This is a genomic window from Streptomyces sp. NPDC014623 (genome assembly GCF_043088245.1).
Lineage (GTDB): Bacteria > Actinomycetota > Actinomycetes > Streptomycetales > Streptomycetaceae > Streptomyces.
The window spans coordinates 80,653-105,535 of the sequence record NZ_JBIBZU010000016.1 but is presented as its reverse complement, the minus strand read 5'-3'; the positions used below and the strand labels follow the sequence as shown (position 1 = coordinate 105,535).

19 protein-coding genes and 1 pseudogene are annotated in these 24,883 nt (G+C 70.5%); 15 read left to right on the top strand and 5 right to left on the bottom strand.

Annotated elements, in window-relative coordinates:
• Nucleotides 1–48 precede the first annotated feature (48 nt).
• Nucleotides 49–1,119 carry a lactonase family protein gene (locus ACF1FZ_RS24695; RefSeq protein ID WP_391775640.1) on the top strand — a complete coding sequence of 357 codons (1,071 nt, stop codon included), beginning with the start codon at nt 49–51 and terminating at the stop codon, nt 1,117–1,119.
• A 101-nt stretch (nt 1,120–1,220) separates the two neighbouring features.
• Here the strand turns inward: ACF1FZ_RS24695 and ACF1FZ_RS24690 are convergent, their stop codons facing one another.
• On the bottom strand, nt 1,221–2,144 hold the full coding sequence (locus ACF1FZ_RS24690; protein WP_391775571.1) for a sirohydrochlorin chelatase: 924 nt from the start codon (nt 2,142–2,144) through the stop codon (nt 1,221–1,223).
• A gap of 138 nt (nt 2,145–2,282) precedes the next feature.
• A complete protein-coding gene (locus ACF1FZ_RS24685; protein ID WP_391775570.1) occupies nt 2,283–3,284 on the bottom strand; it encodes an N-acetylglucosamine kinase in 1,002 nt (333 codons plus the stop codon).
• Between the two features lie 205 nt (nt 3,285–3,489).
• On the opposite strand from ACF1FZ_RS24685, the gene ACF1FZ_RS24680 reads away from it, so the two are divergent.
• Together ACF1FZ_RS24680 and ACF1FZ_RS24675 are read left to right on the top strand one after the other, a co-directional pair.
• Nucleotides 3,490–4,167 (top strand): uracil-DNA glycosylase, encoded by a 678-nt coding sequence (locus ACF1FZ_RS24680; RefSeq protein WP_391775569.1) that lies wholly within the window; start codon nt 3,490–3,492, stop codon nt 4,165–4,167.
• A 127-nt stretch (nt 4,168–4,294) separates the two neighbouring features.
• Nucleotides 4,295–4,708 (top strand): hypothetical protein, encoded by a 414-nt coding sequence (locus ACF1FZ_RS24675; RefSeq protein ID WP_391775568.1) that lies wholly within the window; start codon nt 4,295–4,297, stop codon nt 4,706–4,708.
• Between the two features lie 90 nt (nt 4,709–4,798).
• Here ACF1FZ_RS24675 and ACF1FZ_RS24670 read toward each other — a convergent pair whose 3' ends face one another.
• On the bottom strand, nt 4,799–5,884 hold the full coding sequence (locus tag ACF1FZ_RS24670) for a WD40/YVTN/BNR-like repeat-containing protein (RefSeq protein WP_391775567.1): 1,086 nt from the start codon (nt 5,882–5,884) through the stop codon (nt 4,799–4,801).
• Nucleotides 5,885–6,054: 170 nt separating this feature from the next.
• Nucleotides 6,055–7,113: a LacI family DNA-binding transcriptional regulator gene (locus ACF1FZ_RS24665; RefSeq protein ID WP_391775566.1), complete on the bottom strand. Its 1,059-nt coding sequence runs from the start codon at nt 7,111–7,113 to the stop codon at nt 6,055–6,057.
• 214 nt (nt 7,114–7,327) lie between these two features.
• On the opposite strand from ACF1FZ_RS24665, the gene ACF1FZ_RS24660 reads away from it, so the two are divergent.
• The 11 genes and pseudogenes from ACF1FZ_RS24660 (at nt 7,328) to ACF1FZ_RS24610 (ending at nt 22,341) form a co-directional block, all read left to right on the top strand.
• Entirely contained in the window at nt 7,328–8,572 is a 1,245-nt protein-coding gene (locus ACF1FZ_RS24660) for an extracellular solute-binding protein (protein ID WP_391775639.1), read from the top strand.
• A gap of 2 nt (nt 8,573–8,574) precedes the next feature.
• On the top strand, nt 8,575–9,504 hold the full coding sequence (locus ACF1FZ_RS24655) for a carbohydrate ABC transporter permease (RefSeq protein ID WP_391775565.1): 930 nt from the start codon (nt 8,575–8,577) through the stop codon (nt 9,502–9,504).
• Nucleotides 9,505–9,508: 4 nt separating this feature from the next.
• Nucleotides 9,509–10,408: a carbohydrate ABC transporter permease gene (locus ACF1FZ_RS24650; RefSeq protein WP_391775564.1), complete on the top strand. Its 900-nt coding sequence runs from the start codon at nt 9,509–9,511 to the stop codon at nt 10,406–10,408.
• 52 nt (nt 10,409–10,460) lie between these two features.
• The gene (locus tag ACF1FZ_RS24645; RefSeq protein WP_391775563.1) at nt 10,461–12,863 is read left to right on the top strand and encodes a glycoside hydrolase family 3 N-terminal domain-containing protein; all 2,403 of its coding nucleotides are present in this window, start codon (nt 10,461–10,463) and stop codon (nt 12,861–12,863) included.
• Between the two features lie 525 nt (nt 12,864–13,388).
• Entirely contained in the window at nt 13,389–14,660 is a 1,272-nt protein-coding gene (locus tag ACF1FZ_RS24640; RefSeq protein ID WP_391775562.1) for a glucarate dehydratase family protein, read from the top strand.
• 50 nt (nt 14,661–14,710) lie between these two features.
• Nucleotides 14,711–16,248, top strand: a pseudogene (locus ACF1FZ_RS24635) (sodium:solute symporter family protein).
• Between the two features lie 81 nt (nt 16,249–16,329).
• On the top strand, nt 16,330–19,509 hold the full coding sequence (locus tag ACF1FZ_RS24630; RefSeq protein ID WP_391775561.1) for a glycosyl hydrolase 115 family protein: 3,180 nt from the start codon (nt 16,330–16,332) through the stop codon (nt 19,507–19,509).
• A 27-nt stretch (nt 19,510–19,536) separates the two neighbouring features.
• On the top strand, nt 19,537–19,941 hold the full coding sequence (locus ACF1FZ_RS24625; RefSeq protein WP_391775560.1) for a hypothetical protein: 405 nt from the start codon (nt 19,537–19,539) through the stop codon (nt 19,939–19,941).
• 142 nt (nt 19,942–20,083) lie between these two features.
• Entirely contained in the window at nt 20,084–21,184 is a 1,101-nt protein-coding gene (locus ACF1FZ_RS24620) for an NADH:flavin oxidoreductase/NADH oxidase (RefSeq protein ID WP_391775559.1), read from the top strand.
• Nucleotides 21,185–21,213: 29 nt separating this feature from the next.
• Entirely contained in the window at nt 21,214–21,942 is a 729-nt protein-coding gene (locus ACF1FZ_RS24615) for a class I SAM-dependent methyltransferase (RefSeq protein ID WP_391775558.1), read from the top strand.
• A 21-nt stretch (nt 21,943–21,963) separates the two neighbouring features.
• The gene (locus ACF1FZ_RS24610) at nt 21,964–22,341 is read left to right on the top strand and encodes an ArsR/SmtB family transcription factor (protein WP_391775557.1); all 378 of its coding nucleotides are present in this window, start codon (nt 21,964–21,966) and stop codon (nt 22,339–22,341) included.
• An 83-nt stretch (nt 22,342–22,424) separates the two neighbouring features.
• On the opposite strand, the gene ACF1FZ_RS24605 is transcribed toward ACF1FZ_RS24610, so the two are convergent.
• The gene (locus ACF1FZ_RS24605) at nt 22,425–23,081 is read right to left on the bottom strand and encodes a DUF305 domain-containing protein (RefSeq protein ID WP_391775638.1); all 657 of its coding nucleotides are present in this window, start codon (nt 23,079–23,081) and stop codon (nt 22,425–22,427) included.
• A gap of 181 nt (nt 23,082–23,262) precedes the next feature.
• Between ACF1FZ_RS24605 and ACF1FZ_RS24600 the strand changes: the two genes are divergently transcribed.
• A complete protein-coding gene (locus ACF1FZ_RS24600) occupies nt 23,263–24,753 on the top strand; it encodes an LVIVD repeat-containing protein (protein ID WP_391775556.1) in 1,491 nt (496 codons plus the stop codon).
• The last annotated feature ends 130 nt before the right edge of the window (nt 24,754–24,883 follow it).

The window sequence follows — 24,883 nt, the reverse complement described above, 5'->3', positions numbered from 1 at the left end:
CTACCGTCGGCCGGGAAGATCGTGACGGACATGAAGAGGGGTAGCGCGATGGGCGCCGAGCGCGCAAAGCGGGCATTCATAGGGTCTTTCACCTCGGCGGGGGGCCGGGGGGTCAGTGTCGCCGCGGTCGACCGTGACACGGGGGCGCTCTCCGTCCTCGCATCCACGGATGCCGTCGCCGACCCGTCCTACCTCGCGGCCGGGCACGCCCCGGGGACGGGGGGCACCGTGCTGTACGCGGTCAGTGAGACCTCCGACGGCGCAGCGGCGGCCTTCGGTATCGACGACGACGGCACGCCGCGGCTGATCGGCGAGGAGCGGCCGGTCGGCGGGAGCGGCCCTACGCATCTGACCCTCACGGCGGGCCACCTGCTCACGGCCAATTACGGCTCGGGCAGTGTCAGCGTGCTGCCCGTACGGGACGACGGAGCGCCCGGCCCCGTGGCCGGCGTGCTGCGGCACGAGGGCCGTGGTCCCGACGAAAGCCGTCAGTCGGGCCCGCACGCGCACCAGGTCCTGGCCGACCCGTCGGGGAACTGGGTGCTGAGCGTGGATCTCGGTACCGATTCCGTACGCGTCTGCGCCCTCGACCCCGGCGACGGTTCCCTGCGTCTGCACGCCGAAACGGCGCTGCGGCGGGGATCCGGACCGCGTCACCTTGCCTTTCACCCGTCCGGGGGACACGCCTACGTCCTGAACGAACTCGAGCCGACGGTCACCGTGTGCCGCTGGGACGCGGCCGGAGGCACGCTCGAGCCGCTGGGCGAGACGCAGGTGCTTCCGCACGACCACGACGAAGGTGAGGCCGTGCGCACGTATCCGTCGGAGGTGGTGGTCTCGCATGACGGCCGGTTCCTGTGGACCGCCAACCGCGGGCACGACAGCATCTCCGTCCTCACGCTCGACGAGACGGCGGAGAAGCCCGTCCTGGCGGCGGCCGTGGGGTGCGGCGGACGCTGGCCCCGCGATCTCACCCTCGACCCCACCGGACAGTGGCTCTACGTCGCCAACGAGCACTCCGGGAACGTCAGCTGGTTCGCGGTGGACGCGGAGACGGGAATTCCGGTGCACGCGGGCTCCGCCGAGGTCCCGGCGGCCTCCTGCGTGGTCTTCGCCTGACACCCCGCGCGACGACCGCCCGGGTGAAAGGGCATGGCGGAGCACGGCGCGGGCCGGAGAGGACCGCGCCGTGCTCCGCCGGGGCGCGGCAACGGAGCAGGTCAGTGCGCCTGGGCTCCCTGGGGCGTCACCGGCGTGATGCCCAGTGTCGTCGCGTACAGCGAAAGGACGAGCTTGCCGATGGCCGGGTACGCGCCGAGCGGCTCGGCGGTCGAGCAGCCTGCCTCCTTCGCGGCCGCGTCCAGCAGCCCGGCGTCGATCTCCGGGCCCACCAGGTACGGCGCGAGCGCGAGCTGTGCGGAACCGGAGTTCTGCAGCTGCGCGGCCACCGAGGCGACCGAACCCTCCACGTCCAGGGCCGCGGCCATCACCGGTACGGCGAGACGGGCAGCCAGCAGCATGCCGGTGATGCCGGCCGCCTGCACGGCCTCCTCGCCGCCGACCGTGGCGAGCACGATGCCGTCGGCAGCCGTCGCCACGGTGAACAGCCTCGCGCGGTCGGCGCGCGCCAGCCCCGCCTCCGAAAGGCGCACGTGCAGCGCTTCGGCCAGCAGCGGGTGCGGACCGAGCACGTCGGTCAGCTCGGCCTGTGTGCCGCTGTCCATGACGGCCTGCCGTATGCGCCGGACCATGGAGCTGTCCGGGCCCGCGAGCAACGGCACCACGACGGCGGACGGGCCTGAGGGTTCGGCGACTTCGCGGCCCGCGGCGGCGGCGTGCTCGTAGCGCGCGGTGCGCTCGGAGGCGGCATGGGCGAGCACGGAGGTGAGCGCGGGATATTCGGCGTCATCACCGTCGAGATAACCGATGTGTGCATTCAGGCCGGGCAGCTCGGAACGGGCGATGCTGATCACTTCGTCGGCCAGGCTGCGCGAGGCGGACGAAGGGGCACCGGGAACGGCAAGAACGAGCGCGGCAGCGCCCTCAGGTGCGACCACGGGCTCCGGGCGGCGGTGCCGTCCGGACTGGCGAGGTCGCGGCATTCGTACAGGCAGGCCGGAAGCGGGCCCAGTGGGGGTGCTCATGGCGCCGCATGCTACTGGTTTTGCGTGCCCCTCTGTTCGGGGAGGGGGTGGCAAGGCGTTGTCTGTCCGCATATGTCTGCTGAACGGCAAAGTGGAGGATCGGCCCGTTCTGTCCGGACGGAGGATTGCTCGAATCCTCTAGGCCACTCCCGGTACGAACAGCAGGGAGGGATGAGGGGGCAGACGCAGCCCCGGACCGGCGAGAGCTCTGGCGATCTCCAGTGCGCCGTGCAGCGGGTCCCCCTGCGCCGGCACCACACGTGCCTGGGGGACCTGCCGGGCGAGCTCCCTGTGAAGCGGCCCGAGAAGAGGCTCGCCCATGCGGAAGAGCCCACCGGTCAGAGCGACTTCACAGTCACCGGCGCGAGGGCCGGCGGCGCGGGGGCACACCGCGGCAGCCGCTTCGGCGATATGCGCCGCTGCCTCACGGAGAATTCCGGCCGCTGTCCCGTCGTCGGCCGCGCAGGCCCCGACCTCAGGTGCGAACGATGCGAGCAGTGCGGGGCGGTCCGCACGCGGATAGAGCAGACCCGGAAGGCCGGTGGCCGGGCCGAAGACCGCCTCGAGCCGCGCGAGCAGCAGCGGAGACCCGCCCCGCCTGCCGTCGTGGGCCCGCATCGCCGCGTCGAGCCCCGCCCGGCCGATCCAGGCGCCGCCGCCACTGTCACCCAGCAGATGGCCCCATCCGTCCGCCCGGCGCCACGTCCCGAGGTCGGTGCCGAGCGCGATCATGCCGGTGCCGCCCGCGACGACTGCTCCGGGCCGCTGTCCCAGCGCACCGGCGTACGCCGTCACCGCGTCGGCGGCCAGCGCCACCCGTCGTACACCCAGTGCGTCCGCGAGCGCGTCGGGGAGCCGGGCGCGCAGTTGCTCGCCGAGGGTCGCCATGCCGGCGGCCCCGATCGCCGCGGCGACGACGACCGCCCCGGGACCCGCCTGCGCCAGCAGCCGGCGGACGGCGGGCAGCAACTGCTCCAGCAGGTGCCCGGCGTCGATGCCGTCAGCGCCCGTCCGTACCGGTTCCGGGCAGACGGCGGTGTGCGCCGGACGCCCCGCCTCCACCGGCCCGAGCGTCACACGAAGCCCTGAACCGCCCGAATCCACCCCGAGGGCGAACGCGCCCCGTGCGGTGGCGGCCACGGCAGGCCCCGGGCGGCCGGGTGCCGGCCGGCCGGCCTCACCTGAAGTCACGGGCACCACCGTCCGGGGACGAGCGTCTGCGTGACCTCATGGACGGACTCCGTGGGATGGAGGACTGACGACGAGCGGCACCCTACCGCCCGGCCCCGGTCCATGGGAGCGGACGCGATCATCCGGGACCCTGCGGGCCGGTAGGGTGACGGCTGTGGCAGCGCGACCGTTGAGTGAACTTGTGGAGCCCGGCTGGGCCGAGGCGTTGGCGCCCGTGGCCGGCCGGATCGCGGCGATGGGGGACTTCCTCCGTGCGGAGATCGGGGTCGGCCGCACCTATCTGCCGGCGGGGAAGAACGTTCTTCGCGTCTTCCAGCAGCCCTTCGACGAGGTACGCGTCCTGATAGTGGGTCAGGACCCTTACCCGACCCCGGGCATGGCCATCGGGCTCAGTTTCGCGGTGGCGCCCGACGTCCGGCGTCTGCCGGGCAGTCTGGAGAACATCTTCAGGGAACTGCACACCGACCTCGGCCTTCCCCGGCCCTCCAACGGCGACCTGACGCCCTGGACGCAGCAGGGGGTGCTGCTGCTCAACAGGGCGCTGACCACGGCGCCCGGCAAGCCCGCCGCCCACCGGGGCAAGGGCTGGGAAGAAGTGACCGAGCAGGCCATCCGCGCCCTGGCCGCACGGGGCAGGCCGATGGTCTCCGTGCTGTGGGGACGCGACGCACGCAACGTGAGGCCGCTCCTCGGCGACCTGCCCGCTGTCGAATCCGCCCATCCTTCCCCCATGTCGGCGGACCGCGGCTTCTTCGGCTCGCGGCCCTTCAGCCGCACCAACGACTTCCTGGTGCGCGCAGGGGAACAACCGGTGGACTGGCGTCTGCCGTAAGCGGTGCCCGCATCGGCACGTGCGCCTGTGCGGCGCGGCCGTCCCTCGGCATATGCCCGTATGACAGAACGACAACGGCTGTGCGGAACGCCGTCGGCCCGGCTCGGGGAACGGCGAAGCTGTCACCATGAAGCACATCGCCAGTGCCGCCGTCCTCGCGGGTGCCGGAGCCCTCGCCCTGCTGTCGGGCTGCACCGGCGACGGGGCGGCGGATCCCGGCCGGTCCCTCGCCACTGTGGGCCCCACGGCCACGACCACGGTCGCGCCCGATGCCGCCGCGCAGGTGGCGAAGCGGTACCGGGTCGCGGGCGGGGCGCGGACGGTCTACGGAATCCAGACGAGTGACGGGCCTGACGGGGTACCCGTGCTTGTCGTGTGGACACGTGACCCCGACGGCAGTGCCCGGGTGTTCGACGAGCTGAAGGGGTCGGTCACCGGCTACCTCGAACGCGAGGAAGGACTCTCGCTGGACGAGGGTTATCTGCTGGACGTCTTCGGACCGGACGGTTCGCTGCAGCACCGGCTGGACGCCCGGCCGTAGTCCGCACGCAGATCCGGCCGGGACAAGCCCGTCATCGTGGGCGGCGGCTGCGGCGAGCGCCCTGCCCTCCCCGGCCGGGCCGGGCGGCGGTCAGTGGAGCACCGCCGCCCGCACACACAGCACGTCGGGCAGATGTGAGAGCAACTGCTGCCAGCTGTCACCGTCGTCCGCGCTCGCGTACACCTCGCCGTTGCGATTGCCGAAGTAGACGCCGGCGGGGTCCGCGTCGTCCGTGCAGAGCGCGTCACGCAGCACCGTGCCGTAGTGGTCACCGTCCGGAAGGCCCCGCGTGAGGGGCTCCCAGGTCTCACCCGCGTCCTGCGTACGGAACACCCGGCAGCGGCGCCCGGCGGGAACACGGTCCGCGTCGGCGTTGATCGGGAAGACGTAGAACGTGCCGGCGCGATGGGGATGCGCGGCGGCGGCGAAGCCGAAGTCCGAGGGCAGGCCCGCACCGATGTCCTTCCAGTGCTCCCCGGCGTCGTCGCTGCGGAAGACGCCCCAGTGGTTCTGCAGGTAGAGCCGGTCGGGGTCGGCCGCGTCCCGGGTCACCTTGTGCACGCACTGGCCGAACTCGGGGTCCGGGTCCGGCAGGAAGACCGCGGAGACACCTTTGTTGGACGGTTTCCAGCGCTCGCCGCCGTCCTCGGTACGGAACACTCCCGCGGTGGATACGGCGACGGTCACCGCTCCGGCGTCCCTCGGGTCGGTCAGGACGGTGTGCAGCCCCTCGCCGCCCCCGCCAGGGACCCACCGGGACCGCGTCGGATGCTCCCAGAGCGGGCGGACCAGCTCGAAGGACTCACCGCGGTCGTCCGAGCGGAACAGCGCCGCAGGCTCGGTCCCCGCGTACACGACGCCGGGGGCCTCCGGGCCGGCGGGATGCAACTGCCACACCCGCTCCAGCGACGCCCCGGTGAACTCCGGGAACTTCACGGCGGGTCGCCTGGGCTCCACCCAGGTCGCACCCAGGTCGTCCGAGTGGAACACGGAGGGCCCCCAGTGCGCGCTGTCGCCACCGACCAGGAGCCGGGGCGTCCCCCCGCGGGTGTCGATCCCGATCGAGTAGATCGCCTGGGCGTTGAAGTGAGCGTCGCCGAACTCCCAGGAGCCGCCCTGCCTGCGGCCGATGAAGAGCCCTTTGCGGGTACCTACGGTGAGCAGAACATCGGTCATGACAGGACCTCCCGAGACGCCGTTGTACCGGACGGGGACAGTCTGCACCCGGCCACTGACAGTGGCGGGCAGACATGCTGTCGCCCCAGGTCACAGTGATCGTGGCAAGGGCGCACAGGCCACAGGGCCGGACATCGCGGCCCGTACGCCGGGAGTGACGAGCCGCCTGCTCACCGTGCCGGCGGGGCCGTGCTGCTGCGGACCACCAGACTGGTGGCCAGATCGACCCGGGTGGTCGCAGGCTGCCTGCCCCGGCCCAGGTCGAGCACCAGGCGGGCCGCGGTCTCGGCCATCTCTATCAGCGGCTGGCGCACCGTGGTGAGCGGCGGGCCGATCCAGCGGGTGAGCGGCAGGTCGTCGAAGCCGACCACGCTGAGGTCCTCCGGAATCCGCAGCCCCAGCTCGCGCGCGGCCTCGTAGACGCCGAGTGCCTGCAGGTCGTTCCCCGCGAAGACCGCTGTCGGCGGTTCAGGCAGACGCAGCAGCTCCAGGGCCGCCGTATAGCCGCCCTCATGGTTGAACTCGCTCTCCCGGACGAGCTCGCGGTCCATCGGCACACCTGAGGTCTCCAGGGCCGCGCGGTAACCGTCGATCCGGGCGCGGCTGCACATCATGCGGGTCGGTCCGCCGATGACACCGATCCGCCGGTGGCCCAGACCCGTCAGATGGCGGGTCGCGGCGAGGCCGCCCTGCCAGTTGGCCGCCCCCACCGACGGGATGTCGTCCCCGGGGTCACCCGCCGGATCGACGACGACGAAGGGGATGGAGCGGCTGGTCAGCTGGGCCCGCTGTGCCGCGTCGAGATCCGAGAGGACCAGGATCACTCCGGCCGGGCGACGCGCCAGAACGCCGTCCACCCAGGTCTGGCCGGGGGTGAGCCGGCCGGCGCTCTCGGAGAGGACCAGACTCAGGCCCTCCTCCCTGGCGACGTTCTCGACACCCCGGACGACCTCCATCGCCCAGGCGCTGTCCAGCTCGTGGAAGACGAGATCGATGAGCTGGGACTGCTGGGAGGCGCCACGCCTGCGACGGTAGCCGTGCCGCAGCAACAACTCCTCCACCCTCGCGCGCGTACCGGGGGCGACATCGGCACGCCCGTTCAGCACCTTCGAAACTGTCGGAGCCGAGACTCCGGCCGCTCGGGCGATCTCTGCCAGCGTGGCGGTGCTCTCCGACGACTCGTCGGTGGACACCTTCTCCTGTTGGGGCTGGACCTTTGCAGGGCTCATGCACGAATCGTAGCCCCCCGGCACGCCGAAAAGACGTCCGGGCCGGGTTCGTAAATCCTTGCTCCCGCCCCCTTGACTGGCCCGAAACGTGACCGTACGGTTCCGGCAACATTCGAAAAGCACGCCGAAACATTCGACAGAGGGTGCGGTCATGCGGTCGGGGATATTCACTCAGGGCACACGTACGACGAGATGGGCCGCGGCGGGCGCGGCGGTGGTCATGGCCGGCGTGCTGGCCGGCTGCGGATCAGGGGGCAGTGGTGGTGACAGCGGAACCATCACCGCCTATGTCTACGGCGACGACGCGGTCAAGGTTCAGCAGGCGGCGGTCGACACGTTCAACAAGACCTCCAAGGTCAAGGTGAAGCTGGTTCCGGTCCCCGGCGCCGACTACGTGAACAAGCTGCGCAGTGCCATGGGCTCGCCCAACGCCCCTGACGTCTTCTACAACTGGGGCGGCGGCTCCATCAAGCCGTACGTCGACTCCGACGACCTGGTCGACCTGACGTCGACGGTCAAGAACGATGCCACCCTCAAGGACGGCTTCATTCCCTCGATCATGACGGCGGGCAGTCTCGAAGGGAAGATCTACGGGGTGCCCATGCGTGGGATGCAGCCCGTGATGCTCTTCTACAACAAGACCCTCTTCGCCGAGCACGGGGTCGAGCCCCCGAAGACCTGGGAAGACCTCCAGGCGGCGATCAGGACCTTCAAGGCCGCCGGCATCACCCCCTTCGCGCTCGGTGGCGCCGAGAAGTGGCCGGAACTGATGTGGATGGAATACCTGCTGGACCGGATCGGCGGCCCGGAGGTCTTCAGGAAGATCCAGGACGGCGACACCGACGGCTGGGGCGACCCCGCGGTCCTCAAGACGGCCCGGACCGTCAAGGAGCTGATCGACCAGGGTGCCTTCGGCAAGAACTTCAACTCCGTGGACTACGGCAGCGGAGCGGCGCCGACCCTGCTCAGCAAGGGCAAGGCGGCGATGCACCTCATGGGCTCGTGGGAGTACTCGACCCAGTTGGGCAAGGCCCCCGAATTCGCCAAGAAGGACCTCGGCTGGACCGCCTTCCCGACGGTGGCAGGCGGAGTCGGCGACCCGGCGAACATCGTCGGCAACCCGACCAACTACTGGTCCGTCAACGCCCGGACCAAGCACAAGGACACCGCCATCGCGTTCCTGAAGACGATGGCGTCGAAGACCTACGCGCAGGCCCTCGTCGACAACGGTGACGTCCCCACCACGTCCAACGCGGCCTCGATGCTGAGCGGTTCCCCCAACCCGCAGTTCGCCACCGACCAGTACGAAATGGTGCAGAAGGCCCCGAGCTTCACCCTCTCGTGGGACCAGGCACTCGAAGCCCAGTACGCCACGCCACTGCTCACGGAGATCAGCAAGCTGTTCGCCGGCAAGACGACCCCCGAGCAGTTCGTCGAAGCAATGAAGGCCGCAAAGTAACGATGTCCCACCACACTCCGGTCGCGAAGAGGCACGGAGACAGGAAGGCGGCCGCCGGCAGCGTCGGCCGCCCACCGGTCGCCTGGGCCGTCCCGGGCATCCTCTTCTTCGCCGTCTTCGCGATCGCCCCCCTGGCGATCGCCGTCTACCTCTCCTTCTGCGAGTGGGACGGGCTCGGCTCCCCGGCCTTCACGGGTCTGGACAACTGGACCCGCTTGTTCAAGGACTCCGAGTTCGGTCAGGCTGCCTGGCTCAGCCTCCTGCTCACCACGATCAGCTGGGTCTTCCAGACTCCGGTGGCCCTGTTGCTGGGCGTATGGGCCGCGGGCCGCCAGCGCAGCCGTGCGTTCCTGTCCGCGATCTTCTTCATCCCGCTGCTGCTCTCCACCACCGCCATCGCGATGCTGTTCCGCGCCCTCCTGGACCCCAACTTCGGTGTGATCCAGACGATCGGGCCCTGGTTCGGCATCGACCCCAACATCATGGGGTCGTCCACCGGCGCGCTGCTCGTCGTGGCCTTCGTCGGCGGCTGGCAGTTCATGCCCTTCCACACCCTGATCTACCAGGGCGGCGCCCGGCAGATCCCGGAGGTCCTCTACCAGGCCGCCTCCATCGACGGAGCGGGCATGGTGCGGCAGTTCTTCCACATCACCCTGCCGCAGCTGCGCCACACGATGACCACCTCGTCGATCCTGATGATCGTCGGCTCGCTGACGTACTTCGACACCGTGCTCATCATGACCAAGGGCGGCCCCGGCACGGACACGACGATCCTGCCCTACCTGATGTACCGGACCGGCTTCCAGACGTACGACCTCGGCTACGCGGCGGCCATCGCCACGGCTCTCGTCGTCGTGGCCACCAGTATCTCGCTGATCATGGTCCGCCTCAGTGGCTTCGGGTCCATGCGGTCCACCCGGGAAGGTATGTGACGAGATGTCGATCGACACCCGCCCCGCTTCGCCGAAGCAGCGCGCGATGCCCGACGCGTCGCGTCGCGGCCGCCCGGCCCGCCGGCGCAGGTCCCCGGGCAACCCGGTGGCCGGCATCGGCTCGCTGATCTGGCTGGTCATCGTCCTGGTGCCGCTCTACACGATGGTCTCCGCGTCGCTGATGCGGCAGGACGAGGCCCTGAACGGCGACCCGCTGGCGATCCCCGCCGATCCGACGCTCGAGAACTACGACTTCGTGCTGGACAGCGGGTTCCTCACGCTGATCGGCAACACCGCGATCGTCGCGGTGGCCACGGTCGCCATCGTGCTGGTGCTCTCCGTTCCGGTGGCGTACGTGGCGGTGCGCACCCGCAGCCGCCTCTCGTCGCTCGCCTTCCGGACCTTCCTGCTCGGTGTGGCGATCCCGGCGCAGGCGGTGATCGTGCCCCTCTACCTGATGATCGGCAAGATGGGGCTGTACGACACCCTGTGGGCGATCATCCTGCCCACCGCCGCCTTCGCGATGCCCGTTGCGGTCCTCGTGCTCAGCGGCACGATGCGCGACGTCTCCGAGGAGATGTACGAGGCGATGGCCCTCGACGGAGCTTCGCCCGTGCGCATGCTCTGGCAGCTGGCGGTGCCGCTGTCCAAGGCGGGGATCAGCACGGTGGCGATCTTCTCGGCCCTGCAGGCGTGGAACGGTTTCCTGTTCCCGCTGATCCTGACGCAGTCGGAGGAGCAGCGCGTACTGACGCTGGGGCTGTTCAACTTCATGAGCCAGTTCGGAGTGAACATCCCCGCGGTACTGGCAGCCATCGTCCTCTCCGTCATACCCATCTTCGCCGTGTACCTCGTGGCCCGGCGGGCGCTGATCAACGGACTGATGGGGGTGGGCGGCAAATAGCGCACCGACGCCGCCCCGGACCACCGCACTCATGAGAGGAACTCCTGCCGCCATGGCAATCCACCCCGCCCCACCGGCCCGCCAGGCCGACCCGCCCCCCGCTGTCGACGGACCGTGGCGCGACCCTTCGCTCAGCCCCGAAGTGAGGGTGGCCGACCTCGCGGCCCGGATGACGCTCGAGGAGAAGGCCGCCCAGCTGTACGGAATCTGGGTGGGCGCCGATGCGGAGGGCGACGGGGTCGCACCGCACCAGAACGACATGGTCGATCCGGTCGACTTCGAGGAGATCACCACCCGTGGGCTCGGCCAGCTCACCCGGCCGTTCGGCACCGCTCCGGTCGATCCGGGCGTCGGCGCCGTCTCACTGGCCACGGCCCAGGCCAGGATCGCCGAGGCGGGCCGGTTCGGTATTCCGGCACTCGCCCACGAGGAGTGCCTGGCGGGCTTCACCGCCTGGGGCGCGACCGCGTATCCCGTCCCGCTCGCCTGGGGCGCGGCCTGGGACCCGGAACTGGTCGCCGAGATGGCACACCGGATCGGCAGCGACATGCGGTCGGTCGGTGTCCACCAGGGTCTCGCCCCGGTCCTCGACGTGGTGCGGGACCTGCGCTGGGGCCGTGTCGAGGAGACCATCGGCGAGGACCCCTACCTGGTCGCGACCATCGGTACGGCGTACGTACGCGGCCTGGAGTCCTCCGGCGTCGTCGCCACGCTCAAGCACTTCGCCGGCTACTCCGCGTCGGCCGGCGCCCGCAATCTCTCCCCGGTCCGGGCGGGCGCCCGGGAGATGGCCGACGTGATCCTGCCGCCGTTCGAAATGGCGGTCCGTGAGGGCGGCCCCCGTTCGGTGATGCACTCGTACGCCGAGATCGACGGGGTCCCGGTCGCCGCCGACCCGGCCCTGCTGACCGGGCTCCTCAGGGACACCTGGGGATTCACCGGCACGGTCGTCGCCGACTACTTCGGCATCGGCTTCCTCGAAACCCTGCACAAGGTGGCCGCGGGCCGCGGTGACGCGGCCCGCCTCGCCCTGACGGCAGGCGTCGACGTGGAGCTGCCCACCGTACGCAGCTACGGCGACGCCCTGGTCACCGCCGTCCGTGACGGACTCGTGGCCGAGGACCTGGTGGACCGTGCCCTGCACCGCGTACTGCTGCAGAAGTGCCGGCTGGGCCTGCTCGATCCGGGCGGGCCGGCTCTGCCCGCCGTGCTGAAGGGGGTGGACCCGGAGCAGGCGCGCGGCACGGTGGACCTCGATCCGCCGCGGAACCGGGCCCTGGCCCGGCTGCTCGCGGAACGGTCCTGTGTCCTGCTGGCCAACCCCGGGGGTGCGCTTCCGCTGAGCGGCACCGGACGGGTCGCCGTCGTCGGACCTCGCGCCGACGACCCACTGGCCATGCTCGGCTGCTACTCCTTCCCCAGCCACGTCGGTGTGCAGCACCCCGGGACGCCGATGGGCATCGAGGTGCCGACGGTGCTGGAGGCGCTCCGCGAGGAGTTCCCCGGTGCGGTCCTCGACTATGCGCAGGGCTGCGACGTGGACGGTTCCGACGCCTCCGGGATCGAAGGAGCGGCGGCACTCGCGGCCGGAGCCGATGTCTGTGTGGCGGTGCTCGGCGACCGGGCCGGGCTGTTCGGCCGCGGTACCTCGGGCGAGGGCTGCGACGCGGCCGACCTGGCGCTGCCCGGTCTCCAGGACGAGCTGCTGGACGCGCTGCTCGCGACGGGCACCCCGGTCGTCCTGGTGCTGCTGACGGGACGTACGTACGCGCTCGGCGGGTGGGCGGGCCGGCTGGCCGGCTGTGTGCAGGCGTTCTTCCCCGGCGAGGAGGGCGGGCCGGCGCTCGCCGGTGTGCTCTCGGGGCGGGTCAACCCCTCGGGGCGTCTGCCCGTGTCGGTGCCCGACGGCCCGGGCGGCCAGCCGTGGACGTATCTGCAGCCACCGCTGGGCCGGGCGAACGGGGTCAGCAATCTGGACCCGACTCCGCTCCACCCCTTCGGCCACGGGCTCTCGTACACCTCGTTCGCCTGGGAGGCCGGGGCCGACGCACCGGCCGAACTCCCCACCGACCAGGGGACCGACCTCGCGATCACCGTCCGTAACACCGGTGACCGCGACGGGGCCGAGGTGGTCCAGCTCTATGTCCACGATCCGGTCGCCCAGACCACGCGTCCCGAGGCACGGCTGATCGGATACGCCCGGGTGCCGCTCACCGCCGGGGAGTCCCGGAGGGTGACCTTCCGGTTCCACCCGGACCTGGTCTCCTTCACCGGGGCGGGAGGGCGCCGGATCGTCGAACCCGGCGACCTGGAGCTGCGCTTCGCCACGTCCAGCGACGCGGCCGACGTGAGACACACCGTACGGCTGCGTCTCACGGGACCCGAGCGAACCGTGGATCACCGGCGTCACATGGTGTGCACCGTGACGGTCGACGAGCTGATCACGCAGAAGTGACGTGCGGGGGCCGTGCGGCCCCCGCACGCCCGTCCCGCGCACTCCTCCAGGAGGAGTGTGCGGGACGGGCGTCGAAACTTTCGAAAGCAGCCCGGCGTGCTCGGTCCACGGCCTCACGGCCGAGCGCCTCCACGGAGGGAATATGTCATGCTCAGGGCAATCCATTCGATCGCCGTCGGCTCCGCGGCCGCTGTTCTCCTGAGCCCCGCGTCCACCCTCACCAGTGCTTCCGCCGCCACCGGCGACACCGTCCGGCACGGCGGCAAGCAGCACGACGCGGCCCGCAGACGCTCGGAGCTCTCGGCAGGAAGACAGGCCCGCGCATCGGGACGGACGTCGACACCTCCGCACCGGCCGAGGACGCGCCCTGCCGGGCCAGGACCGCGGGGAAGTTCTCCTCCGCCCAGGGCGCGGCCGGCATCTTCGACGAGAACTACGCCCCCGAGCCGGCCCGCAGCACCCTGACGCCCGCCGCGGGCCGGTGCTGGACCACCCCATCCCCACAGGTACGGAAGAGGCGACGGAATGACGACGGACCTCCGGACCATCACCGGAGTGCGCATCACCCCGGTGGCCTTCAGGGACCCGGCGCTGCTGAACGCGGTCGGCGTGCACGAACCCTTCGCGCTGCGGGCGGTCGTGGAGGTGGACACGGGAGACGGCCTGGTCGGTCTCGGCGAGACGTACGCGGACGACGGGCATCTGCGCCGGCTGCGGGCCGCCGCGGAGGCGGTCACCGGCATGGACGTGTACGCGCTCGGTGTCATGCACCGCAAGGTGGCCGAGGCCCTGGCCGGCGACCACGGGCCCGGCGGGTCCGGGCTCACCGGGATGATCACCACCAGCAGCACCGTCGACCGGGTCTTCTCCCCGTTCGAGGTGGCCTGCCTGGACATCCAGGGGAAGGCGGCGGGCCGCCCCGTCAGCGACCTGCTGGGGGGCGCCGTGCGGGACCTGGTCCCCTTCAGCGCCTACCTCTTCTACAAGTGGGCCGGTCACCCCGGAGCGGACCCCGACGAGTGGGGCGAGGCCCTGGACCCGGAAGGCATCGTCGCCCAGGCGCGCCGCATGATCGACGGATACGGCTTCTCTGCGATCAAGCTCAAGGGGGGTGTGCGGCCGCCCGAGGAGGAGGTCCAGGCGGTTCTCGCCCTGCGCGAGGCCTTCCCCGGCGTACCGCTGCGGCTCGACCCCAACGCGGCCTGGAGCGTGGCCACGTCGATCGAGGTGGCCGGCCGCCTGGAGGGCGTACTCGAATACCTGGAGGACCCGACGCCCGGCCTCGACGGGATGGCCGAGGTCGCCCGTGAGACCCCCGTCCCGCTCGCCACCAACATGTGCGTCGTCGCCTTCGGCCAGCTGGCGCCCGCGGTCGAGCGGGGATCGGTGCAGGTCGTGCTGTCGGACCACCACTACTGGGGAGGCCTGCACCGGTCCAGGCTCCTCTCCGGGATCTGCGACACCTTCGGCATGGGGCTGTCGATGCACTCCAACTCGCATCTGGGCATCAGCCTGGCCGCGATGACCCATCTGGCGGCCGCCACGCCGAATCTCGGCTACGCCTGCGACACCCACTGGCCGTGGAAGTCCGAGGAGGTGGTGGTCCCGGGCGCGCTCTCCTTCACCGACGGGGCGGTACGCGTCCCCCGCAGCCCAGGTCTCGGTGTCGAACTGGACCGTGACGCCCTCGCCCGGCTGCACGAGCAGTACATCGCGTGCGGACTGCGCAACCGGGACGACACCGGCTACATGCGGCGGATCGATCCCTCCTACGAGAGGAGGACGCCCCGCTGGTAACGGCCGGACCGCCGGCCGCCCCGGTCACGTACGCACTTCGAGGAGATCTGATGGCCCCGCTCGACTGGGCCGCCCTGGGCGGCTACTTCCTGGTGATGCTGCTCATCGGCCTCTGGTCGCACCGCCGTGTCGGCGATGTGAGTGACTACTTCACCGGGGGCGGCCGGATGTCCTGGTGGCTCTCCGGCATCTCCCACCACATGTCCGGGTACAGCGCCGCCGTGTTCGTCGCGTACGCCGCCATCGCCTACAGCTACGGCATCACCGTCTACGTCTGGGCCTTTCTGCCGCTCGCGTTCGGCACCGCGGTGGGTGCGTGGCTGTTCGCCCCGCGCTGGCAGCGGCTGCGGAAACGCTATGCGGTCGCCTCGCCCTCGAGTACCTCGCCAAGCGCTACAACGTGCCCACCCAGCAGGCGCTCGCATGGAGCGGGGCGCTGCTCAAGGTGTTCGACGTGGCCGCCAAGTGGGCCTCCGTGGCCGTCCTGCTCCACGTGTTCACCGGCATGCCGATGACCCCCGGCATCCTGATCACCGGCATCGTCACGCTGCTCTACTGCACGGTGGGCGGCCTGTGGGCCGACGCACTCACCGACTTCGGGCAGTTCGTCATCCAGGGAGCCGCCGCGCTCGCCATGCTCTGGGTCGTGCTGGACCGGCTGGGCGACGGCGTGGCCGGCCTGGGCACCCTCTGGAACAGACTGCCCGAGGGGCACGGGCAGCCGCTCGTCGGTCCGTACACCGCGACGTTCCTCGGCGCGTACGTCGTGGTGAAGCTCTTCGAGTACAACGGCGGCATGTGGAACCTGGCCCAGCGGTACATGGCCACGGAATCCCCGGAAGCCGCACGGCGTTCGGCCGGGCTCTCCGCCCTGCTGTACGTGGTCTGGCCGGCCGTCCTGCTCTTCCCGCCCGTCGCGGCGGCCGTGCTGCTGCCGGGCATCGCGGACCCGGAGAAGGTGTACGCGCTGATGGCACAGTCGTACCTGCCCGCAGGGCTCGTCGGACTGACGCTGGCAGGGATGTTCTCCCACACCATGGCGATGGCCTCCTCGGACGCCAACGCGGTCTCCGCGGTCGTCACCCGCGACATCATCCCCGCCGTCGTCCGCGGTGCCAGGCACCTGTCCCCGGCGGCCGGGCTGCTCCTCGCCCGGGTGTGCACCGTCGTCTTCATCAGCGTCAGCATGATCGTCGCGATCCAGGCGGATCACTTCGGCGGCGTGCTCGGCATCATCGTCGGACTCGTCGCGGCCGTGATGGGGCCCATATCGATCCCGATGCTCCTGGGGCTGCTGCCCGCCTTCCGCCGGTCCGGGCCCCGGGCCGCGTTGTCCTCCTGGGCGCTGGGGCTCCTGGGGTACCTCTTCGTGAAGTTCGTGCTCGACAGCACGGACCAGACGCTCGTGATCGTGACGCCGCTGGTCACGTCGCTGGTGGTGTACGTCGCCGTCGGACTGGTCACTCCGGAGCCCGACGACACCGCCGACGCGATCGTCGCCGCCCTCTCGCCCGCCCCGGGAGAGGACGGCGAACCGGCACCGGTGACCGGCCGGCGGCCCGCCGCGGCGCCCGGCGCCGCGGACTGAAGCCGCAGGGGCCCGCCGGCCGCCGGCCGGGACCCGCACCCGTCCAATTTGTCATGCAGGTGAACAAAATGGGAGAGGGACATGGACAAGCACACCAGTCGCAGATCGGTCCTCGGGGCCGGTCTCGGGATCACCGCCCTGGCGGCGACGCCGCTCGGATCGCTGACGGGACTGACGGGGGAGGCCGCTGCGAGCCACCTCCGCCAAGGGCCGGCTCCCCGCCCCACCGACCCCGGCGCGTACATCTCCTTCAGTCCCCGATCCGGGGCCTTCCCCCTGGTCAGGGGCGGCAGAGCGGCTCCGGTCGTGGTCAGTGACAAGGACCACGAAGGTGTCGTCCGGGTGGCGGGCGACCTCCAGGACGACATCGAGCGCGTCAGCGGCGTCCGCCCGGCACTGTCACACGGCGCGACACCACACGGCCGTGAGATCGTCCTCGTCGGAACCATCGGCCGCAGCCCGCTGATCGACGCCCTGATCGAAGCCGGCAGGCTGAAGGTCTCAGGGATCGAAGGCGCATGGGAGACCAGCCTCCAGACAGTCGTGGAGAAGCCGCTGCCCGGAGTGGACCGTGCGTTCGTCATCGCGGGCAGTGACCAGCGCGGCACGATCTTCGGCGTGTACGACGTCTCCCGGGGCATCGGGGTCTCGCCCTGGTACTGGTGGGACGACGTCACTCCCGTCCACCGGGACGCGCTGTACGTCCTGCCCGGACTGCACAGTCAGGGCACCCCCGCCGTGAAATACCGAGGGTTCTTCATCAACCACGAGAACCCGGCCCTCGGCACCTGGGCCCCCGCCTACTTCGGCCCCGGCAAGGCACCCGGCTTCGAGGGCGGCTTCAACGCCGCCTTCTATGCCAAGATCTTCGAAGTGATGCTGCGCCTGAAGGCCAACTACCTCTGGCCGGCGGTCTGGGGCCGTGCCTTCGCCGAGGACGACCCGGAGAACCACGCCACCGCGAAGGCCTACGGGGTCGTCATGGGGACCTCGCACGAGGCACCCATGATGCGGGGGATCGAGGAGTGGAACCGGCACGCCGTCGCCGCTGTGCGCGACAGCGCCGGAAACATCACCGAGCCCGGACACGACCCGTACGGCGGCACCGGAGAGTGGTCCTTCCGTCGCAACGCCGAGGCGGTCAAAGCCTATTGGCGGGAGGGTGTCCGCCGCATGGCGGAGGGGGGCTTCGAGGGTGTGGTCACCCTCGGCATGCGCGGCAACGGTGACGTCAGCCTGCCGGACGGGGACGGCATCGAGCTGATGACCGAGATCATCGCAGCCCAGCGCGAGATCCTCGCCGGTGAACTCGGCGCACCGGACGCGGTCCCGCAGGTGTGGACCCTCTACAAGGAGGTCCAGCACTACTGGGACCGCGGGCTGAGGGTCCCGGACGACGTCACCGTCGTCCTCACCGACGACAACTGGGCCAACGTCCGCAAGCTGCCGCACCTGGAACACGATGCCCGCAGCGGCGGTTACGGCCTCTACTACCACTTCGACTACGTCGGGATGGGACGCAACTACAAGTGGGTCGACACCGCCTCGCTCCCCAACATGTGGGACCAGCTCCACCAGAGCGCGGCCTACGGCAACCACGGTCTCTGGGTCGCCAATGCGGGCGATCTCAAGGGCAACGAACTGCCCACCCAGTTCTTCCTGGAGTACGCCTGGGACCCCGGCCGCTGGCCCCTGGACGCCCTCCCGGAATGGGAGGAGCGCTACGCCGCGCAGAACTTCGGCGAACGGCAGGCCGGGGAGATCGCCGGGATCCTGCGTACGTACGCCCGGCTGCAGTCCCGCCGCAAGCCCGAGCTGCTCAACCGGAAGATCACCCTCGACCCGGCCAAGGACCCGGCGACGGACTCCTCCGCCGTCGTCTACGACGACCGGGCCACCCCCTTCAGCATCGTCGACTACCGCGAGCTGGAACGGGTCACCGAGGACTGGCAGCGCCTGGACGCCGCCGCGGAACGCGTCCGGCGTGGCCTGCCGGCGTCCGCCCAGGACGCCTGGTACGAGCTGGTCGGATACGCCGTCCGGGCCACCGCCAACCTGTACGCCCTGCGGGAGGCGGAGTTCACCAACCTGCACTACGCCCCCCAGGGCCGCGCCCTGACCAACCAGCTCGCGGCCACCGCCGAGGCGGGGCTGGCCGAGGACTTCGCCCTGGCGCGGCGCTTCAACACCGAGGTGGCCGACGGCAAGTGGGAGGGCTTCCAGACCCAGCCGCACATCGGCTACGGCGATGTGGACCGCTACGGCCCGAATGCCCCCTGGCAGCAGCCCGAGCTGGACGACGTGGCGATAGCGGACGAGATCTTCCCCGCTGTCCGCCGCATCGAACTCCCGCGCAAGGCCGAGATGGGCGTGGCCGTCGACGGCTCCACCGACTGGTGGCCGGCGTCCGGTGAGGGCGGTGAAGCGGTCCTGCCGGTCTTCAGCCCGTACCAGAGCCAGCCCGCCCAGTACGTCGAGGTGTTCAACCGGGGAACCGAACCCTTCGGCTTCCGCATCCGCACGGGTGCCTCCTGGCTGATCGCCGACCGGACGCGGGGCCGGGTGGACGCCCAGACCCGGGTCACCTTCCGGGTCGACTGGTCGCGGGCCCCGCAGGGCGTCACGCGGGTGCCCGTCACCGTGTCGGGCCCCGGCGGCAGCGAGGTCGTCGTCCAGGCCGTGATCGACCGGCCCGGGAGGGCACGCGCACAGCTGGCGGGGTTCGTCGAGGCCAACGGATACGTCTCCATCGAGGCCGGCCACTTCCACCGTGCGGTCGGCCGAGGAAAGATCTCCTGGCGCCGCATCCCCGGCATCGGCCGCACCGGATCGGGCATGGAACCCTTCCCGGTCACCGCGGCACGGCAGACCCCTGGCGGTCGCGGGCCCCGGCTGGAGTACCGGGTCAGCCTGTTCACCACCGGACCGGTCACCGTCTGGGCCTACCTCTCGCCCCGCAACAGCGCCCTGGCGGCCGGCGGACTCACGTACGCGGTCTCCTTCGACGACGATGCCCCGCAGTCCGTCGACATCATCGAGGTCACGGGTGCCGACGACGGCACCATGAACACGCAGTGGGCCCGCAACACCTCGGACAACGTCAACCGCACCGGCACCACGCACCACATCGACCGGGCGGGGACCCACGTGCTGAAATTCTGGATGGTCGACCCGACCGTGGTACTCCAGAACCTCGTGGTGGACACCGGCGGCCTCAAGCCCAGCTATCTGGGCCCGCCGGAGAGTCTCCGGCTCAGCTGACCGGAGCGGGACGAGGAGGCGGCTGGTATGAGTATCGAGATCCGGGACACCGGGGGACACGGTGTGAGGCTGGAGGTGGCCCCCGGGCCTGTGGAAGGGCCTCTCCAGGTGGAGATCCTCATCGAGGGCTCCTCGGCAGCCGCCTCCTGGTCCTGCTCACCGGCCGCGGCCAGGGAACTGGCCGCGGCGCTCGCCGCGGCGGCCGGCGAAGCGGAGGACGCGCGGACGGCGGACCCCGTCACCGTCAAGGCCCGTGAGCTGCTGCGCGGTGACGTACGGGACGGGAACCGGTCCATGACGGTCGAGGCCGTCAGGACGGACGGAGCCGATGTCCAGGTCACCTGGACATCGGGAGGCGGGCGCAGCTGGAGCCAGACGTACGAGGCGGATACCGACATCCGGCTCCGCCGTCGGCTGCGGCCGGGGGGATGAGGGGGATCGTACGAGCAGCTCGTATTTCGACGATTGCCGTAGTACGGTGAATCTCGTAGTACGGTGAATCTCGTACGAAGTGGCGGCCCGGTATGCCCGGGCCGTCGCGCCCCCGCCGCATCCTGAGGAACCGGAGCCCCCTGTGAGTGCATTGTTCGAGCCCTATGCCCTGCGGTCGCTGAACATTCCCAACCGCGTCTGGATGGCCCCGATGTGCCAGTACAGCGCGGAAGCCTCCGGACCCGACGCGGGCACGGCCAACGACTGGCACTTCGCCCACTACGGCGCACGGGCGGCCGGCGGCACCGGTCTGATCCTCGTCGAGGCCACCGCCGTCAGTCCGGAGGGGCGGATCAGTCCCGCGGACCTCGGCATCTGGAACGACCGCCAGGTGGAGGCGTTCCGCCGGATCACCGGTTTCCTCACCGGCCAGGGGACCGTCCCGGGCGTTCAGCTCGCCCACGCCGGAAGGAAGGCTTCGACCGACCGCCCCTGGCGCGGCGGAACTCCCATCGGCGCCGGCGACCCCGAGGGCTGGAAGCCCGTCGGTCCGAGCCCTCTGGCGTACGACGAGTCCCACACGGTGCCCGCCGAGCTCGGCGTCGAGGAGATCCAGGAGGTCGTGCGGCAGTTCGCCGACGCCGCTCGCCGGGCGCTCGACGCGGGCTTCAGGGTCGCCGAGATCCACGGGGCGCACGGTTATCTGATCGGCCAGTTCCTCTCTCCGCACAGCAATCACCGCACCGACGCCTACGGCGGATCCTTCGAGAACCGCACGCGTCTCGCGCTGGAGGTCGTGGACGCCGTACGCGCCGTGTGGCCCGAGGACCTCCCGCTGTTCTTCCGCATCTCCGCCACCGACTGGCTGACCGAGAACGCGGACGACCCGCGTGAGGGCTGGACCGCCGACGACACCGTCCGTTTCGCACGTGAGCTGCTCGCACACGGCGTCGACCTGCTGGACGTCTCGACCGGCGGACTGGCGCCGAAGGCACGGATTCCCGCGGGCCCCGCCTACCAGGTGCCCTTCGCCGAGCGGGTACGCAAGGAGACAGGCCTTCCGGTCGCGGCCGTGGGTCTGATCACCGACCCCGTGCAGGCGGAGAAGATCCTCGCCGACGGCAGCGCGGACGCGGTCCTGCTCGGCCGCGAACTGCTGCGCGACCCCTACTTCGCCCGCAACGCCTCACGCGCGCTCGGCGGCGACGTCGAGACGCCCGAACAGTACGGCTACGCGGTGTGACGCCGCGCCCGTGGGTACGCTGAGCGGCGATGTTCACTCCTCAGGGCCCCACACTGCGCGAACTGGCCGTCCAAGCGCTCTCCTCGACGATGCGCGGATACGACCTGCTCGCCCCGAAATTCGACGCGACGCCCTACCGGACCCCGGACCGGGTGCTCGAAGCGGTCGCCGAAGCGGCGCGGCCCCTCGGGCCGTTCGGCCGGGGCCTGGACGTCTGCTGCGGCACCGGGGCGGGCGTGGGCGTGCTGCGCGGTCTGTGCGGGGAGCGGGTCACCGGCGTCGACTTCAGCGCCGGCATGCTCGACGTCGCCCGGGCCGCGCATGCCGCGGACGGCGCCGGCCCGGCGGTGGACTGGGTCCGGGCCGACGCCCTGTCGCTGCCGTTCGTGCAGGTCTTCGACCTGGCCTTGAGTTTCGGGGCGTTCGGCCACTTCCTGCCGGAGGAACGACCCGGGCTGTTCGGGCAGGTGCACACGGCACTGAGGCCGGGCGGTCTGTTCGTCTTCCCGGTGGGTGCGCCGCCCGAGGTGGGCTCCCCGGCGTACTGGTCGCTGCTCGGCTTCGATCTGGCCATGCGGGTGCGCAACGCGCTGTGGCGACCGCCCTTCGTCATGTACTACCGCACCTTCCCGCTCGCCGGCGTGGTCGACGACCTGACGGACACCGGATTCACGGTGCGGCTGCTGCCCCTGGAGGAGTTCGGCCGGAGGGCGGACGGCAGCCCGCGCGTCCGGCTCGTGGTGGCGGCCCGTGGATAAAACTACGACGATTCTCGTACAATGAAGTCCCCAGTACGAAGTGGAGCCACCGTGACGACGACCACCGCTCGTGTGCTCGCCCACCCCTCGCGCGAGGAGATCCGCGTCGAGGGCGTGCTCCACGCGCTCTCCGACCCGATCAGGCTCCGCATCGTGCGTCAACTGGCCGGCGCGGCGGACGAGCAGGCCTGTTCCCACTTCGATCTCCCGGTGTCCAAGTCCACCACCACGCACCACTTCAGGGTGCTCCGCGAGAACGGCGTCATCGCCCAGTTCTACCGCGGCACGGCCAAACTGAGCTGTGTACGGACGGAGGACCTGGAGGCGCTCTTCCCCGGTCTGCTCGACAGCGTCCTCGGTGGCGCGGAACGGCAGGCCGAGCGCCTCGGCCGACGCTGACACCCCTCGGCCACGCCACGGGCCGCCCGTCCCGCGGAGGACGCCGGGCGGGCCCGCCCGGTCGCGCGACCGGGTGACGCGCATCAGGCCATCAGCCCTCGCATCCGGTCGATCTCCACGGTCTGCTGGGCGACGACGTCGTTGGCCATCTCCTCCACCAGCACGTTGTTGCCGTCCGCGAGAGCTTCGGTCGCCATGGTGACCGCCCCCTGATGATGAGTGATCATCAACTCCAGGAAGAGCCGGTCGAAAGCCTTGCCCTCTGCGGCACGCAGCTGCTCGACCTGCTCGGCGGTCGCCATGCCGGGCATCGCGGAGTGGTCGTGCGTCCCCCCACGGTCGTCGCCGCCGTTGTTCTTCAGCCAGCCCTCCATGGCGCCGATCTCAGGCTTCTGAGCTGCCGAAACGCGCTCCGCGAGCCGTTCGACAGATGCGGAGGACGCCCGTCCGGGAACGAGGGCGGTAAGTACCAGAGCCTGTTCGTGATGCTCGATCATCATGCGTACGTAGCGGAAGTCCGCAGAGTTGGGAGTGTCGTCCCCGGCGGCCTTCACCGCTTCCTCGGCCGACAGTGTCCTGGCCGGTTCGCCGGGCCTCCCGGGTGCCACCACCGAAGGGCCCTCGTCCGTCCCGGCCTTCGCCCCGTCACGGCCCTCGTCGCAGCCTCCCAGAGTGAGAACGGCAGCCACGAGCGTCGTCACCAGAGCTGCTGCGCGCACGTGCGCGGTCCGACGGGGCATCAACACGGTGACCTCCATTGCCACATGAATGTGTTGCAGACCGTCCTAACACCTCCCACCGGCCGGTGATCAAAAATTTTCATTACATCTCTGTTGCCATCTGTTGGTGTGTACATGCGAGGGACGATACTGCCGGGGTCCAGGAACCGTTCGTCGACGAACGGACACAAGGGAGGACGCAGTGACCTCGTTGCACACCACCAGCGTGCGGCGGAGACGTCTGGGTGTGGCGGCAGCCGCGGCCGGGCTCATCGCCACGCTGTTCACGGCCGGACCCGCGGCCGCGACGCCCGATCCGGGCGACACCGCCACCACCCGCAGCGGTGTCTCCGTGAGTGAGCAGGCCGAAGCCAGGGCAGCCATCGAGAGCGGTGAGATACCCGGCGTGGACGAGATAGTCCACAGTGCCAACATCGAACACCTCACGAACATCCCCAAGGACGCGCTCCAGGGGACCAACACGGACCTGGCGTTCCAGGGCACCTACGCCTACGCCGGGAACTACGACGGCTTCCGGATCTTCGACATCCGTAATCCGAAGAAGCCGAGGACCGTCGCACAGGTTCTGTGTCCCGGCTCCCAGAACGACATCTCGGTCTCCGGGAACCTCCTCTTCCTGTCGACCGACTCCTCGCGCAGTGACGACTCGTGTGCCAGCACCACCCAGCCGGCCACGGAGAAGTCCTCCTGGGAGGGCATGAAGGTCTTCGACATCAGCGACAAGCGCAACCCGAAGTACGTCGCCGCTGTCGAGACCGCGTGTGGTTCACACACCCATACGATCGTTCCCGAGCGCAGGAACGTGTACGTGTACGTGTCGTCGTACTCGCCGAACGAGACGTTCCCGGACTGCCAGCCGCCGCATGACGGAATCTCCGTCATCAAGGTGCCGCGCAGCGCGCCCGAGGACTCCCGGATCGTGAACTTCCCGGTCCTCTTCCCGGACGGTGGCAACCCGGGAGCGCCGGCCAACCCCGGCGTCTCGAAGACCACCGGATGCCACGACATCACCGTTCTGCCCTCGAAGGACCTGGCGGCCGGGGCGTGCATGGGTGACGGCCTGCTGTTCTCCATCAAGGACCCGGAGAATCCGAAGATCATCGATCGTGTCCAGGACAACGTGAACTTCGCGTTCTGGCACTCGGCGACCTTCAACCAGGACGCCGACAAGGTCGTCTTCACCGATGAGCTCGGCGGCGGTGGCGCGGCCACCTGCAACGACGAGATCGGCCCGAACCGCGGGGCCGACGGCATCTACGACATCACGGGCAGGGGGGACCACCGCAAGCTGGTCTTCCGCAGCTACTTCAAGATCGACCGCCCGCAGGCGGACACCGAGGTCTGTGTAGCGCACAACGGCTCGATCATCCCGGTCAAGGGCAAGGACCTGATGGTCCAGGCCTGGTACCAGGGCGGGGTCTCCGTGTGGGACTTCACCAACTCCTCGAAGCCGAAGGAGATCGCGTACTTCGAGCGCGGTCCGGTCTCCACGGACGCGGTCACCACGGCCGGCCCGTGGTCGGCGTACTACTACAACGGCTACATCTACTCCAACGACATCGCCAAGGGCTTCGACGTCCTGAAGCTCGACGACCGGCGGACCGACCCGGCGAAGAAGGTGCGGCTGCCGGAGCTCAACGTGCAGACGCAGCCGGACTACTTCGACCGCTGATCCACCGGTTCCTCCCGCAGGTGAAGGAGAGTGCCCCGCCGGACGGCTTCCGCCCGGCGGGGCACGTTTATCTCATTGACCCATGGGCGGCGCGGGGACATGCTGTACCCCTGATTCCGGCGATGCGGGG